The 14,503-nt window shown below is 62.6% G+C and carries 11 protein-coding genes; 6 read left to right on the top strand and 5 right to left on the bottom strand.

Annotated elements, in window-relative coordinates:
- Positions 1-11 precede the first annotated feature (11 nt).
- Both AB7008_RS15630 and AB7008_RS15625 read left to right on the top strand, forming a co-directional pair.
- Positions 12-284 (top strand): aromatic-ring hydroxylase C-terminal domain-containing protein, encoded by a 273-nt coding sequence (locus AB7008_RS15630; protein ID WP_347343425.1) that lies wholly within the window; start codon positions 12-14, stop codon positions 282-284.
- A 252-nt stretch (positions 285-536) separates the two neighbouring features.
- Positions 537-2,120, top strand: a complete 1,584-nt coding sequence (locus AB7008_RS15625; protein WP_441259021.1) for a winged helix-turn-helix domain-containing tetratricopeptide repeat protein — start codon at positions 537-539, stop codon at positions 2,118-2,120.
- 194 nt (positions 2,121-2,314) lie between these two features.
- Here the strand turns inward: AB7008_RS15625 and AB7008_RS15620 are convergent, their stop codons facing one another.
- Both AB7008_RS15620 and AB7008_RS15615 read right to left on the bottom strand, forming a co-directional pair.
- A complete protein-coding gene (locus AB7008_RS15620) occupies positions 2,315-3,421 on the bottom strand; it encodes an FUSC family protein (RefSeq protein WP_441259020.1) in 1,107 nt (368 codons plus the stop codon).
- A gap of 17 nt (positions 3,422-3,438) precedes the next feature.
- The gene (locus AB7008_RS15615; protein ID WP_441259019.1) at positions 3,439-4,542 is read right to left on the bottom strand and encodes an HlyD family secretion protein; all 1,104 of its coding nucleotides are present in this window, start codon (positions 4,540-4,542) and stop codon (positions 3,439-3,441) included.
- A 106-nt stretch (positions 4,543-4,648) separates the two neighbouring features.
- Here AB7008_RS15615 and AB7008_RS15610 point away from each other — a divergent pair, with 106 nt between their 5' ends.
- Positions 4,649-5,518, top strand: coding sequence for a LysR family transcriptional regulator (locus AB7008_RS15610; protein ID WP_441259018.1), 870 nt, complete (start codon positions 4,649-4,651; stop codon positions 5,516-5,518).
- A 95-nt stretch (positions 5,519-5,613) separates the two neighbouring features.
- Here AB7008_RS15610 and AB7008_RS15605 read toward each other — a convergent pair whose 3' ends face one another.
- The 3 genes from AB7008_RS15605 to AB7008_RS15595 form a co-directional block, all read right to left on the bottom strand.
- Entirely contained in the window at positions 5,614-8,796 is a 3,183-nt protein-coding gene (locus AB7008_RS15605) for an efflux RND transporter permease subunit (RefSeq protein ID WP_441259017.1), read from the bottom strand.
- 1 nt (position 8,797) lies between these two features.
- Positions 8,798-10,039, bottom strand: a complete 1,242-nt coding sequence (locus AB7008_RS15600; RefSeq protein WP_441259016.1) for an efflux RND transporter periplasmic adaptor subunit — start codon at positions 10,037-10,039, stop codon at positions 8,798-8,800.
- Between the two features lie 304 nt (positions 10,040-10,343).
- Positions 10,344-10,733: a hypothetical protein gene (locus tag AB7008_RS15595; RefSeq protein WP_248881854.1), complete on the bottom strand. Its 390-nt coding sequence runs from the start codon at positions 10,731-10,733 to the stop codon at positions 10,344-10,346.
- 127 nt (positions 10,734-10,860) lie between these two features.
- On the opposite strand from AB7008_RS15595, the gene AB7008_RS15590 reads away from it, so the two are divergent.
- The 3 genes from AB7008_RS15590 (at position 10,861) to AB7008_RS15580 (ending at position 14,500) form a co-directional block, all read left to right on the top strand.
- Positions 10,861-12,105, top strand: a complete 1,245-nt coding sequence (locus AB7008_RS15590) for an MFS transporter (protein WP_441259015.1) — start codon at positions 10,861-10,863, stop codon at positions 12,103-12,105.
- A gap of 258 nt (positions 12,106-12,363) precedes the next feature.
- Positions 12,364-13,128: an outer membrane protein gene (locus AB7008_RS15585; protein WP_304493217.1), complete on the top strand. Its 765-nt coding sequence runs from the start codon at positions 12,364-12,366 to the stop codon at positions 13,126-13,128.
- A 178-nt stretch (positions 13,129-13,306) separates the two neighbouring features.
- Positions 13,307-14,500 (top strand): M20/M25/M40 family metallo-hydrolase, encoded by a 1,194-nt coding sequence (locus tag AB7008_RS15580; RefSeq protein WP_028156933.1) that lies wholly within the window; start codon positions 13,307-13,309, stop codon positions 14,498-14,500.
- The last annotated feature ends 3 nt before the right edge of the window (positions 14,501-14,503 follow it).

Here is a 14,503-nt window from a genome sequence, read left to right as displayed (position 1 = left end):
CCGCGCGGACATTGGGCAACATCGAAAGGCCCTCGACGAGGCGATGTGACCAGCAGGGTCAGCTTCTGGACCAACTGCCGACCCGTGGCGCTGCTCTGCTCGCCAATAATTACCCTTTAGATGGCTCTTGGTCTTCGCGCCTATCGCCTATCCAAAGAGCCCTCTTTGGGTTGATCCGGCGGGACGGCTATGTCGCTTGGGCCGGAGAGCGGACCCTAGAGGGGCTCCGGGATTTACTAGTTAGGTGGTTCGGACCGCCGGCGGTCGCATCGGGGAATATGTAGGATCGGCCGTCGGCGGCGCGCCAATGCGAGGCGCAAGGTCTGCCTTGGGTCACACCCGGGAGAACTCGGCCTGAGCATATCAAGTCTGCTTCATCCCCAAGGAGCGGACATCTAGCGGACATGCCGGGTCGACCGCTTGGGGCCAACAGGCGACATTCACGACCTTCCACGGCTTACATTTGGCTTATCAGCGGCATAATCTATCGGCTGTTGAGCGCCCCTCAGCGAGCAAGACCCCCGGGGGAATGGGCTGTGCGCTATCTCTTCGAGAACTACACATTTGACACGGATCGACGTGAGTTGCGTCGCGATGCCGAGATGATCCCGGTCGCGCCACAGGTCTTCGACCTGCTCGACTACTTGATCCGCAACAGGGATCGCGTCGTCAGCAAGGATGATCTCTTCGCTGCCATTTGGAATGGTCGTATCGTCTCGGAGGCCGCGATCACGACGCGCATCAATAGTGCTCGGACCGCGATTGGCGACACGGGCGAGAAGCAGCACCTGATCAAGACACTCCCGCGCAAGGGCTTCCGCTTCGTTGGCAAGGTTCAGGAAGCGTCAGGACCAATAGGCGATGCCTTTGGTCATGTGGAGCAGGACGACGAGGCCGCGCCGAGACCACCGCTTTCGCGACCCCGTCTTTCAATCGTTGTTTTACCCTTCGCCAACCTTAGCGGCGACCCCGAGCAAGACTACTTCGTGGATGGCGTAACCGAGAGCCTCACTACCGACTTGTCGCGCGTCAGGGGCCTGTTCGTTATCGGTCGCCACACCGCATTTTCCTACAAAGGTGAGCCAATCGACTTGAAGCAGATTGGCCGCGAGTTACATGTTCGCTATGTGCTGGAAGGCTCGGTGCAGCGGAGCGCGAACCAACTGCGGGTGAACGTGCAGTTTGTCGATGCCGAAACAGGCGCTCATCTTTGGGCTGACCGCTTTGACAAGCCGATCAGTGATCTCTTCGAGATGCAAGATGAAATCGTATCGAGACTGGCCAACGCGCTGAATTCTCAACTTATAGCCGCCGAGGCAAGGCGAGCGGAACACTCATTGCACCCGAGCGCTCTAGACTTGTATTTCCAGGGTATGGCTCGTTGGAACGAAGGCGTGACCCCAGCCCACATGGCGCAGGCAAGAAGCTTTTTCGAACGTGCCCTGGAGCTTGATCCAGACAACGTTGAGGCACTGGTGGGCATCGGAGCCGTCGATGTGACAAGCGCTGGCTTTTTTCTCGCCGGCAACCCGGACGCCCTTTTTGCTGCGGCCGAAGCGGCCTTGAACAAGGCGGTGTCCTTAGCACCGCAGCATGCCCCTGCTCACGCGTTTCTGGGGTCCGTCTTATGGTGCACCAAACGCGCGATGGAAGGTATTGCGGAATGCGAGCACGCATTGGCTTTAAACCCAAATTTGGCGGAGGCCCACGCTTTCATCGGCTGCGCCCAACCTTTTGTCGGGCGCGCTGAGGAAACGGAGGCGCATGTACACAAGGCAATGCGCTTGTCCCCTCGTGATCAAGGTGTACATCGATGGATGAGTTGGGTCGGTTTCAGTAAATTGCTACTTGGAGCCAACGCTGAAGCAGCGGCATGGCTTCGTCGAGCTCTGAATAGCAACCCGAACAATCCCCTGGCGCACTTGAACCTCGCCGCAGCGCTTGCTCATCTCGGGAGACTGGATGAAGCGCGGGCGTCCAAGAAGAAAGCGCTTGAGCTCAATCCAGCTCTCACCATTCGCTTCTTGAAGAGTATTCCATTTAGCGACGATCCGACGTTTCGCGAGCAAGCCCGGCGCATCACTCAGGGGATGCGTCTAGCCGGGGTGCCCGAGGAGTGATGTCTCCGTTGGGTCAAAAGCAGCGATCAAGGGCAAGCGCCGGTGTATCGGGTTTACCTCCGTCAGCTGACACGCTGAGACCTGAAGCACGGTTCGGCTCGACGATCGCATTCGCGATGTCCGGCCGCTTGAGGGACATACGAAGACCGGTCGGTCGACATTGGGAAGACGGCGGTTAGCCTCCGTCGGAGATGCTACTGGTCTTGATCCAAGGGCCAAGCGGCGGTCGTCAGACACAGCATGGCGGAGCCGATCGCGATGCCAACTAAACGCTCCAGCCCAGGGGTAATATCTGTGATCGGAGCTGGTCCCTGAACTAGGGTGATGAGAAGCCCGAGCGTGAACTGCGTTCCGAGATAGTTGATCTCCCGTCCTGTCTGGATTTGGTAGCCGATCCAGACGCCGGCAGCGAGGGTGAGCACGGTTACCGGCAATCCTGTGCCGAACAGGCCAATAGAGACAAGAGCGACCGCGCTACCAAGCAGGCATCCGAGCGCCCTGTGGGCTATCCTCTCGTAGATCGCAGCGTATCGGCGGTTCCCCACCGCGGCGGATGGGACGATCATGATGACGTACGATGTGACCGCAGTTTGCGAGAACTCCTCAATGCCGAACCACCGCCAGATGAGGGGGAGCAAGGCGACGGCCAGCGCCGCGCGTGTGCAATGCTCGACCAGCGGCCAATGCTCTCGCAGCCAGTCCTCATTCAACACATCACAAAGGCGTCCGCACCAGAGCCTGTCGTGAGCAGGTTTCTCCCCGCGGCCCTGCGCGTCCGAATATAGGCTTGCAACGACGAGGCATGTGCACGTTCCGACCGTAATCTCCGCCACCCGCGTGGCTGCGAAATGCACGACAGCGTCTGGCGAGGCGAGCGCCTCGGTGGTCACCATGCCGGCCGTAAGGCCAAAGAACAGCCATGCGTAACTGTAGCTGGTCACCAGCGACTGAAAGGTGCCGATCCATGACACAAGGAAGAGGAAAACCATCAACAGCAAAGGAGCATTCGCTGTCCTGGGCGCCAGCAAGAGTCCCAGCAGTGCTCCACCGGCAGTGCCCACGATGCGCATGAGCCCCCGCCGGAAGGTCTCGACGACGCTGCCACGCATCACCATGTAGGCGCTGAACGCCGCCCAGGAGAGATCATCGAGGTTGAGGACGGATGACGTTGCGACAGCGACCAACACTGACAGCACACGCTTTGCTGCCTCTCTGGCACGTGGGCCGTGAAGCTCTAGCGATTTGAGCTCACGCACCAGGGCTCGCGGTATGGGTCGGAGAGCCGATATCAGCAGCAGCATCGTCAGGATTCTCCTAATCAGTAGATGACCAGGACGCGGGCGTCGACGCCCATGAAGAGTTGGTCGCGCCCGGGAGATTCCAGCAGCGTGAATCGAACCGGAATCCGTCGTTGCAGGCGAATCCAGTTCACCGTTGGAGATACGTAAGGGACGAGTGTCTCGCTGCCTTGCTGGCGACTAATGCCGTGCGCCAGACCCTGGATGCGCGCGCGATAAAGATGCCAGGGATGGCTGTCGAGCCAGATCCAGGCGAGGCCACCAGGATGGAGGTGTCGCAGATAATATTCCTTGTAATTGGCAACGACGCGCCAGGCGTTTCCATCGACGACCGCAACAGCCGCCTGGCTTGTGGAAACCATGTCGCCAGTTTGAACGGCAAGATGCGTCACGTAACCATCGACGGGCGCCACGACCTTGGTGCGGTCCAGGCGCCATTCGGCGAGAAGACGTGCAGCGTGGGCCGATGAGACGGCCGCTTCATCAAGGCTGAGTGTCTCGTTCTCCTTCTGCAAGGCGGCTTCGGCGGCATGTTGCTGGGCCGCGCTTTGCTCCTCGCTGGTACGAGTCGTGTCGAGGGCCTGCGCGGAGATCGTACCGGACTGGGCAAGCGGCGTGTCGCGGCGCAGGTTTGCCGCGGCGAGCCTCTCGGCAGCACCCGCCGCTTCCTTCTGCGCCTGCAGAACCTGCGACTGCGCCCGGTCGACCGGCAGCTGGGCCTCAGTTCGCGCCTCCTCCGCGCGCGCTCGCTCGACGGCCAATCTGAACGGAACCGGATTGATGGTGAAGAGGAGCGTTCCTCGCTCCACCCATTCGTTGTCTTTTACATGAACCGCTTCGATCGGGCCGTTCACTTCCGGCGTAATCGATACGACATCGGACGTGACGTATGCGTCGTCCGTGTAAGCAAACAGATAGCCCGATAGACACCAGGCCAGGACAGTCGCTGCAACAGCGAGAAGAAACAGCAAGGTGCGCTGGCGTCGAGAAACCTTCGGAGATCGATCGAGTTCGGGTGCCGCGGACAGCGAAAGTGCAGCGACCGGAACGCGGGGTTCTTTGTCGCTGACCGACGGCTCAGGGATGGACTCGCTTTTCAAACTGACATTCAGGTGCTGGTCCAATTTCGATCATCCAGGTCAATCGGGCTCCGGGTAAGAGATATTTGATTTCAGTCGTTACGCAGTCAAATATATAGGGAGAACGATCTCGATAGCTTTTGGCACTGGCATGGAACTGCGCCACATCCGCTACTTCCTCGCGGTTGCCGAGGAACGAAACTTCACACGCGCTGCTGCGCGCGTTGGAATCGGGCAACCACCTCTGAGCCAGCAGATCAGAGATCTCGAGGCCGAGGTCGGCGCTCAGCTCTTCCGTCGCATTCCCCAGGGTGCGGAACTAACCGAAGCGGGGCGCGCGTTTCTGGAGACCGTGCAGGTCATTCCTCTGCAGGCGGAGCGCTCCATTCGTGCCGCGCAAAGGGCTGCGCGGGGTCAAATCGGTTCTCTCCGGGTGGGCTTTACCAGCTCGGCTCCGTTCAATCCCATTGTCACCTCGGCGATCCGATCGTTCCGGCGAGCTTATCCCGACGTGGACCTGACGCTGGAGGAAGCAAGCACATCCCGCCTCGTTGCCGGCCTTCGGGAAGGCGAGCTGGACGCAGTGTTCCTGCGCCCCGATGAGGGCGAGGACGATCTGCAGTTTCGGCGTCTCTCCAGCGAGCCGATGCTCGTGGCATTGCCCGCAAGCCATCCGGCGGCTAAGTCGACTGAAATCGATCTCATCAGGCTGAGGGCAGATCCGCTCATTCTGACGCCGCGCGGATCGGCCTGGTTTGACACCGTGATCGCGGCCTGTCGGCGGGCAGGCTTCGAGCCGACCCTCGGGCAATCCGCGCCTCAGATCAGCTCCGTGGTCAGCCTGGTGGCAGCTGAGCTTGGCTTTTCGCTGGTACCGGCGTCAATGCGGCAGCTTCACGTCACCGGCGTCACCTACCGTGCGGTCAAAGGTGAGGCTCCAATCGCGCGCCTGGCTCTGGCATTCCGGCGTGGCGAGACCTCGAAGATCGTCCGCAACTTCATTGCCCAGGCGGTGGCGTGAAGCAGGGAGACAGTCAGACGGGCCCTGCGCGTGCCGATGTCCTTTGCGCCCATCGCGGCGCCGCGCTCGCCGCCGTCGGCCCGGACGTCAAACAGTCACTCCGCCGCAAAGACCCTTGATTTCTTCCGGTCCAGCTCTTTGAAGACGTCCAGATCGCCGTCGTCGACAACGCCCTCTTCCTGAGAATCGCTTGCTGCGTGTCGTTTCGGGCTGAACCATTGCGAGACACGGTCCAGATAAAGATAGACAACCGGCGTGGTGAAGAGCGTCAGGACCTGGCTGACCAAGAGACCGCCGACCATGGCGTAGCCCAGCGGCTGACGCAGTTCCGAACCGGTGCCGTGGCCGAGCATCAGCGGCACGCCGCCGAGCACGGCCGCCATCGTGGTCATCAGGATCGGGCGGAAGCGCAGCAGGCAGGCCCGGCGAATGGCCTCGACCGGCGACAGGCCCTGATCCCGCTCCGCCGCGATCGCAAAGTCGACCAGCATGATGCCGTTCTTCTTGACGATGCCGATCAGCAGGACGAGGCCGATGAGACCGATCAGGCTGAAGTCGAAATGGAAGATCAGCAGCGTCGCCAGCGCGCCGACGCCGGCCGATGGCAGGGTCGACAGGATCGTCAACGGATGAATGTAGCTCTCGTAGAGCACGCCGAGAATGAGATAGACCACGATCAGCGCCGCCACGATCAGCAGGGGCACGGAGGACAGCGACTCCTGGAACGCCTTCGCCGTGCCTGCGAAAGTCGAGGTGATGGCCGCCGGCACGTTCATCTGCTGTTCCATCGCCTCGATCGCCTGGGTCGCCTGACCAAGTGCGACGTTGGGAGCCAGGTTGAAGGAAATCGTCACCGCCGGAAACTGGCCCTGATGGTTGATGGCCAGCGGACGCACTGGCACCGTGGTCCACTTGGTGAACGCCGACAGCGGCACCTCTCCCCCCGTCGTCGGGGAACGCAGATAGATCTGCTCCAGCGTGGACGGATTCTTCTGCAGCGAGGGCAGCACCTCGAGGACGACATAGTAGGTCGACAATTGGGTGAAGTAAGTCGCGATTTCGCGCTGCCCGAATGCGTCATACAAGGTCGCGTCGATCACGTCGGGCGTCAGCCCGAAGCGAGCGGCCTGATTGCGGTCGATCGACAGCGTCAGCGTCGTGCCCGACGTCTGCTGGTCGGACGCGACATCGCGCAGTTCGGGCATCCCCTTCATTCTGGCCAGCAGCTTCGGGGCCCATGTGTTCAGCTGATCCATGTCGGTCGACTGCAGGGTGAACTGAAACTGCGTACGGGACGCCCGGCCGCCGACACGTACGTCCTGCGCCGACTGGAGATAGAGCCGCGCACCCTGGACCTTCGCCGTCTGGACCTGAAGACGACGGATGACCTGGTCGGCCGAGTCGGTGCGTTCATCCCGCGGCTTCAACGTGATGTACATCGTGCCGTCGTTGAGCGTATTGCCGCTGCCGCCCATCCGCATCGCCATGTGGTCGATCGCAGGGTCCTTCAGCACAATCGCGCCGATCTCCTGCATGTGCTTCGCCATATCGGCGATCGACACGTCCTGCGACGTTTCGACGATTCCGGTGATCAGCCCGGTATCCTGCTGCGGAAAGAACCCTTTGGGGATGATCACGAACAGATAGACCGTCAGCGCGATCGTCGCGAAGAACACCATCAAGGTGATGAAGCGGAAACGCAGCACGAGGTCGAGGCCTCGCTCGTAACCGTTCACGAGGGCCTGGAACATCCGCTCGCTGAGCATATAGAGCCTGCCGTGATGCTCCTCGTCGTGCGATTTGAGGAAGCGTGACGCCATCATCGGCGTCAACGTCAGCGATACCAGGGCCGACACGGCGATCGTCATCGCGAGCGTCACCGAAAATTCGCGGAACAGGCGGCCGATGATCCCGCTCATCAGCAATAGCGGGATCAGGACCGCGATCAGCGAAATCGAGATCGAGATGATCGTGAACCCGATTTCGCTCGCGCCCTTGAGCGCGGCTGCCATCGGCGTCTCGCCCTCCTCGATGTAGCGGGTGATGTTCTCCAGCATCACGATGGCATCGTCGACCACGAAGCCGACCGCGATGGTGAGGGCCATCAGCGACAGATTGTCGAGGCTGTAGCCGGCGATCCACATCAGCGCGCAGGCGCCCAGCAACGCAAGCGGCACCGTGATCGATGGAATGATGGTGGCCCAGACGCTGCGCAGGAAGACGAAGATCACCATCACGACGAGGCCGATCGTCAGCAGCAGCGTGAACTGCACGTCCTTCACGGCCGCGCGGATCGTCTGCGTGCGGTCCGACAGCACCGAGACCTTGATGGCCGGCGAAATGCCGGCCTGCAGATGCGGCAGCTGCTTCATGACGCTGTCGACGGTGTCGATGACGTTGGCGCCGGGCTGCTTGAAGATGACCAGGAACACGCCGGGCTTGCCGTCAACCCAGCCGTACTGGGTATTGTCCAGCGGTGCACTCACGGCGTGGCCAATGTCGCCGACACGGACGGGACTGCCGTTCCGATAGGCGATGACGATGTCGTTCCAGGCCTCGGCCTTGGTGAATTGGTCGTTGGCATAGACGGTGTAGGTGCGCGTGTCTCCGTTGAGGGTTCCCTTGGGATTGTTGACGGTGATCACCGACAGCGGGGTGCGCACGTCCTCCAGCGACAGGCCCTTGGCGACCAGCTTGGCGGGATCGATCTGGACACGGATCGACGGCGCCTGCTGTCCACCGACGCTGACCTGGCCGACGCCGCTGATATGGCTGATCGCCTGCGCGAGCTTGGTGTAGGTCTCGTCGGACACCTGCGTCATCGGCAGCGTCGTCGAGGTGGCACCGAGCGTGAGAATGGGGGAGTCGGCCGGATTGACCTTTCGGTAGGTCGGCGCGCTCGGCATGTTCTTGGGCAATTGCCCGCTCGCCGCATTGATGGCGGCGAGCACGTCCGAGCCGGCACCGTCGATGTTGCGCGAGAGATCGAACTGCAGAACGATTTGGGTCGAACTGGTCTGGCTCTGCGACGTCATCTCGGAGACGCCGGGAATGAGCGCAAATTGCGATTCGAGCGGCTGCGCCACCGATGACGCCATCGTCTCCGGATCCGCCCCGGGAAGGCTGGCGGAGACCTGGATGGTGGGGAAGTCCACTTCCGGCAGCGGCGCCACCGGCAATTGCGGATAGGCGATGATCCCGACGAAGACGATGCCGACCATCAGCAGCGACGTCGCGATGGGGAGGCGAATGAAGGGAGTCGAGATACCGCCAGCCATGTCAGTCCGCCGATCCGGTCTTGGTTCCGCTCGTGGTTCCGTTCTTGGCCTGAGCGACCTCGGCGCTGGCATTTGTCGTCGGCGCAATCGAAGCGGCCGCGGGCGCTTCCTCGACCAGCGCGCCATCGAACAGGCGCGACTGCCCGGCCACCACGATCCTGTCTCCGACGTTCAGGCCTTCGGAGACCACGGCATTTGCGTCGCCGCTCTGGCTGACCTTGATCGGCCTGGCGCTGACCTTGCCATTGTCGCCGATCACATAGGCGAACAATCCCGACGGCCCGTGCTGCACGCCATCCTGCGGCACGACGACGACGTCCTTGCGCGTATCGATCAGCATCCGCGTGGTGACCGACAGGCCGGGCCACAGCGCGTTGTCCTTGTTGTCGAAGCGCGCTTTCAGGCTGATGGTCCCGGTGGCCTGGTTGACCGAATTGTCCATGACCACGAGCCTGCCTTGCGACAGTGTCCTGGTTCCGTCCGAGGTCAACGCCTCGACGGGCACGTCGCCAGCGTCAAAGGCCTTGTCGATGGCCTGCAATTGCTCTTCAGGCTCCGTGAACTGCACGGCGATCGGCTGCAGCTGGGCGATGGTGACGATCCCCGTCGTATCCGCGGCATGCACGATGTTGCCGGGGTCGACCAGCCGGAAACCCGTTCGTCCGCTGATCGGCGCCTTGATCGAGGTGTAACCGAGATTGGTCTGCGCATTGTCGATGGCAGCCTGGTCGCCCTTCACCTGCGCGGTCATCTGATCCACCAGGGCCTGCTGGGTATCGAGATTTTGCTGGGTCTCGAATTGCTGCTTCGCGAGCTTCTGAAATCGCTCCAGGTTCAACCGGTCGTTTCTCAGATTGGCCTCGTCCTGGGCCTTCTTCGCCACCGCCTGTTCGAGAGCCGCGGTAAAGGGGCGCTGATCGATCTCCAGAAGCGGATCGCCCTCCTTCACCATCTGCCCCTGCTTGAAGAACACCTTGGTGATCTGACCGTCGACACGGCTCTTGACCGTGACCGTCTTGAACGGCGAAACGACTCCGAGCCCGTAGGCGCGCACGGGAAAGTCGGCCTTCTTCACCACGAACGAGCTGACGGGAATCTTCGCCGCAGCCTGACTGGCAGCGCTTTGGGCGGCCGCCGCGGCTGGCTTGACGCCCCCGAGGAGCTCATACCATACGCCATAGGCCACCGCGGCTATTGCAAGGATTCCAAACAGCGCAACGCTGAGCTTCGGTCGCGTTGACAAATTGATGGCCCTCTAACTGTTTGTACCTGCCTTCAGACAAGCCGACTGATTGCAGGTGAAACCGCCGCCTCGCACCGGAAGTATCGCGGACAAAATCCCAGCGTCAAAATGACGATCGCGTGCGAGAATCTGTACAAATTTTCATGTTCGCTCGCTGCAAAACGCAATCGGTGAATCAAAGCCGTCCAATGACGGACAGGCAGAAACAAACAGAAACGAAAGACGTCAGAGGTCACCGCGGCATCACGCTGAATTGCGCCGGCGCTCGCGAATTTCAGGATCGCTCGCCTCACGTCAGGCCTTATCATTGAAATCCAGCGAGCGCTGCTTGATGGGAACGAGGCGCGAGATGAAGGCTGATCAACCGAAACACCGGGGAAATGTCGTACCGTTTCGAACGCGATCGGGAGGCGGCAGAGATCCGGTTGATGATGCACGGTCCGGCAACATTTTGCGCATGCTCGACCTCTCGAAGTTCGAACACCATCGCGCCGCTGTCGAGAATCGCCCCAGCATGCGTTCCAACATCGCGGCGATGGTCCTGCTCGGGCTTCTCGTATTCATCGCAACAGAGGACTTTTCCAGACTCGAGCAATCGAACCTGTGCTTCGATAAATCGGAATGCAGGAATTGAACGGCATTCGTCATTAACTGACGACGTAACGACGAATCGCAGTTTCAGCGGCATCGACACGGGGCCCGGCTCGATCAGCGGGGCTCCGGAAGACATAAAGCATCGCGCACCGGATCGGCCCTCCCCCATTGGCACCGTCCCGCCAATCGTGTAACCCGGCCGAAACCCTCGCCGGGACGGGACGCTGATGAGTGCGGTTGCCACTGATAACGCGGGAGATGGCACCCGCGCGCCGATCTTTGCGCTGCTTGCGCTCGCCTGCGGGCACATGCTCTCGACCCTGCTGCGCACGATTCCAGCCGTCAGCCTGGACCTGATGGCCGCGGATTTCCACATCGAGCCGCAGGCGCTGGCGAGCCTCACCTCGGTCTATCCCTTTGCCTTTGCCGCCGCACAGATCCCGGTCGGCGCGGCCATGGACCGCTTTGGCGTCCGGCCGGTGTCGCTGAGCCTGCTTATGGGAACCGTGATCGGCGCCATCGCGTCGGGATTCGCCACGGGGCCGGAAAGTTTCGCGGTCGGGCAGGTGATGCTGGGCATCGCGACATCGGGCATGCTGATGTGCCCGATGACGCTGGCGGCCAAGCAATTGTCGGCGGCGCGGTTCGGGCTTTGGTCCGGCGCGATCCTCTCGATCGGCAATATCGGCATGCTGCTGTCGTCGAGCCCGCTCGCCTTCGTGGTCGATCATTACGGCTGGCGCGCCGGATTCTGGATCTCGGCGCTCGGCGGCGTCCTCGTCGCGCTCGCGGTGTTCCTGCTGGTGCCGAGGCAGCCGGCCGAGCACAAGGACGAATCCTCGCCGCTGTCGCAGATGATCGAGGTGCTCAGGCTCGGACTCTCGCGCCCCCTGCGCGGCCTGATCGCGCTGGCGCTGGTGTCGCTCGCGACCTCGCTGGTGCTGCGCGGCCTGTGGGGCGGACCTTGGCTGATGGAGATCAAGGGACTGACGCGGGTCGAGGCCGGCAACCAGCTCGGCGCATTCACGCTGGCGATGATCGCAGGTCCCCTGTGCATCGGCATGATCGACCGCAGGCTCAGTCGCCGCCGCGAGCTGGTGGCGGGCACGCATATGGTCGGGGCGCTGCTGCTGGCGCTGATGGCGCTGGGGGCGCCGCATTATGCGGTCTCGCTGCTGTTCGGCGTGCCCGTGATGCCGCCGCAATACGACCTCGCGCTGTTCGTGCTCATCGGCCTTGCGACCTCCGCCCAGCCGCTGCTGTTCGGCATGTCGCGGCAGCTGGTCGATGCGCAAACGGCGGGCAAGGCGCTCGCGGCGATCAACCTCGCCTTCTTCCTCGGCGCGGCGCTGATGCAGTCGATGACGGGCGCGGTGGCAGCGTTCGCGGGGCTGCCGGCGGTGCTGCTGTTCATGGCGGCGGCGCTACTTCTGGGCGCGCTGATCTTCCTGGCCTATACGCGCACTACGTGAAGCAGCCTCGCGCAACAGCGCGGCGCAGCGGATGCTCCCGATTCTCCCTGTCGCGCCAGCCTCTGTGAAAAGTCGCAACCTGCAGTGGCCGTTATTTCCACTGTGACCCGGTGGTTACAGCCGCCGCGTGACTCGCCGGATATTGTGACCGGATCGCGAAGTCGGACAACTCACCAAGTGAAGTCGCTGGCCTGTGCGATGCCGACCCGCACGATGCGCTTCAGGCGCCATTGCCGTTAGTTGAAGGAAGATCCTCGCATGACCACCAAGATGCTTTTCAGCGCCATCGCGCTGACCGTTTCGACGTTGACCTCGGCCATGGCGGCGGACGTGTCGATGCCGTACAAGGCGGCGCCCGCGGCCGCGGCCTTCTCCTGGACCGGTTGCTATGTCGGCGGCAATGTCGGCGGCGGCCGCGGGGTCAACGAGCAGCAGCCCATCGTCGGGCAAGACTTCACCGCCAATCACAACAGCGGCTGGCTCGCCGGCGTGCAGGGCGGCTGCGACTATCAGGTCGGCTCCCTCGTGGTCGGCGTCGAAGGCCAGTTCGATTGGGCCGACATGAAGGACACCAGCACGACACTGATTCCGGGCGGTGCCATCGGCTTCCTCCTGACGACCCAGCTCGATCGCGTCGCTACCGCGACGGGCCGCATCGGCTACGCCTTCGATCGCGTGCTGTTTTACGCCAAGGGCGGCGCCGCCTTCGCCCGCTTCAACCATCAAATGACGCAGACCGATTTCGCTGCCCTCTCGGTTGATTTCAAGGGTTCGCGCGACGTGACCGGATTCGTCGTCGGTGCCGGCCTCGAATATGCGCTGCTGCCAAACCTGTCGCTGAAGGCCGAGTACAATTATTTCGACTTTGGCACGAACGGGTACACCCTGAACTGCTCCGGCAATCCCGGATGTGCCGGCGTTCCCTTCTTCCCGGCCAGCGTCCGGCAGAACATGCAAACCATCATGCTCGGCGTGAACTGGCGATTCAACACGGCTGGCGCGCCGCTCGTCGCGCGATACTGATTGGTGTGCCGAAAGCGTCGGTGGCGCGTCGTGTTCGGCGCGCCGCCGCAAACGGCCGCCGTGGCCTTATGCGGTCGTCCCTGCCCCGCCCTAAAACTCACCGGATAGTCCGAGAGGCCTTGCGAAACACGGCGCAGCGAAGGATGCTGACGCGTACCGTGCATCAAAGGACCATCTCATGCCTGTCGATACCAAAGCCGCCACCGACCGCCTCATGCGCTTCCTCGCCGTCGAGGGGGTCACCGGACAGGAGGCGGCGATCGGGCGGGAGCTCACGGCCGCGCTGAAGGAGAGCGGCGTGCCGGCCAAGGCGATTCGGCTCGACGACGCCAACACCCGCATTCCCGTGCCGACCGAGACCGGCAACCTCATCGTCGACCTGCCCGGCCGCGGCGCGCTGCACAACCAGCCGCGCATCATGTTCATGACCCACATGGACACCGTGCCGCTGTGTGCCGGCGCCAAGCCGAAGAAATCCGGCCGCAAGATCGTCAACGAGGCCAAGACCGCGCTCGGCGGCGACAACCGCTGCGGCTGCGGCGTGCTGGTGACGCTGGCCGCCGAGCTCGCCAAGCAGAAGCTCGATCATCCCCCGATCACGCTGCTGTTCTGCGTGCGCGAGGAGAGCGGGCTCTACGGCGCCCGCCACGTCAAGCTCGACGAGCTCGGCTCGCCGGCGATGGCCTTCAATTATGACGGCGGCTCGGCCTCCAACGTCATCATCGGCGCCGTCGGCGCGGACCGCTGGAATGTCGAGATCTTCGGCCGCGCCTCGCATGCCGGCGTCGCCCCTGAACGCGGCATCTCCTCGACCATGATCATGGCGCTCGCGCTTGCAGACGTGAAGGCCGGCGGCTGGTTCGGCAAGGTGGTGAAGGGCAAGAGCCAAGGCACCAGCAATGTCGGCCCCGTCACCGGCGGCGAGGGCCGCCCCGCGGGCGATGCCACCAACGTCGTCACCGACTACGTGCATGTGCGCGGCGAGAGCCGCAGTCACGACGGCAAGTTCTTCAAGGAGATCACCAAGGCCTACAAGGCCGCGTTCGAGAAGGCCGCCAAGAAGGTGACGAACGCGCAGGGCAAATCCGGCAAGGTCAAGTTCAAGGCCGAGACCGACTATTTTCCGTTCCGCATGAAGGACAACCTTCCGGTCGTCAAACGCGCGGTCGAGGCGGTGTCCGCGGTCGGCGGCACCCCGAACGTCCGCACCGCCAATGGCGGCCTCGATGCCAACTGGATGGTCCGCCACGGCGTTCCCACCGTGACCTTCGGGGCCGGCCAGAACGAGGCGCACACGATCGACGAGTGGATCAATCTCGACGAATACGACCGCGCCTGCGCGCTGGCCGTGCAGCTCGCGACGATGCGGTGAGGC

It is taken from the genome of Bradyrhizobium sp. 521_C7_N1_3, assembly GCF_052075975.1.
Classification (GTDB): Bacteria; Pseudomonadota; Alphaproteobacteria; order Rhizobiales; family Xanthobacteraceae; genus Bradyrhizobium; species Bradyrhizobium japonicum.
The sequence above is the reverse complement of the archived record's forward strand: the minus strand, read 5'-3'. Positions and strand labels throughout refer to the sequence as shown.

Coding starts and splice junctions, on each gene's coding strand:
- AB7008_RS15590 (WP_441259015.1), top strand. CDS start 10,861: ATGAGTGCGGTTGCCACTGATAACGCGGGAGATGGCACCCGCGCGCCG.
- AB7008_RS15620 (WP_441259020.1), bottom strand. CDS start 3,421: ATGCTGCTGCTGATATCGGCTCTCCGACCCATACCGCGAGCCCTGGTG.
- AB7008_RS15605 (WP_441259017.1), bottom strand. CDS start 8,796: ATGGCTGGCGGTATCTCGACTCCCTTCATTCGCCTCCCCATCGCGACG.
- AB7008_RS15585 (WP_304493217.1), top strand. CDS start 12,364: ATGACCACCAAGATGCTTTTCAGCGCCATCGCGCTGACCGTTTCGACG.
- AB7008_RS15580 (WP_028156933.1), top strand. CDS start 13,307: ATGCCTGTCGATACCAAAGCCGCCACCGACCGCCTCATGCGCTTCCTC.
- AB7008_RS15610 (WP_441259018.1), top strand. CDS start 4,649: ATGGAACTGCGCCACATCCGCTACTTCCTCGCGGTTGCCGAGGAACGA.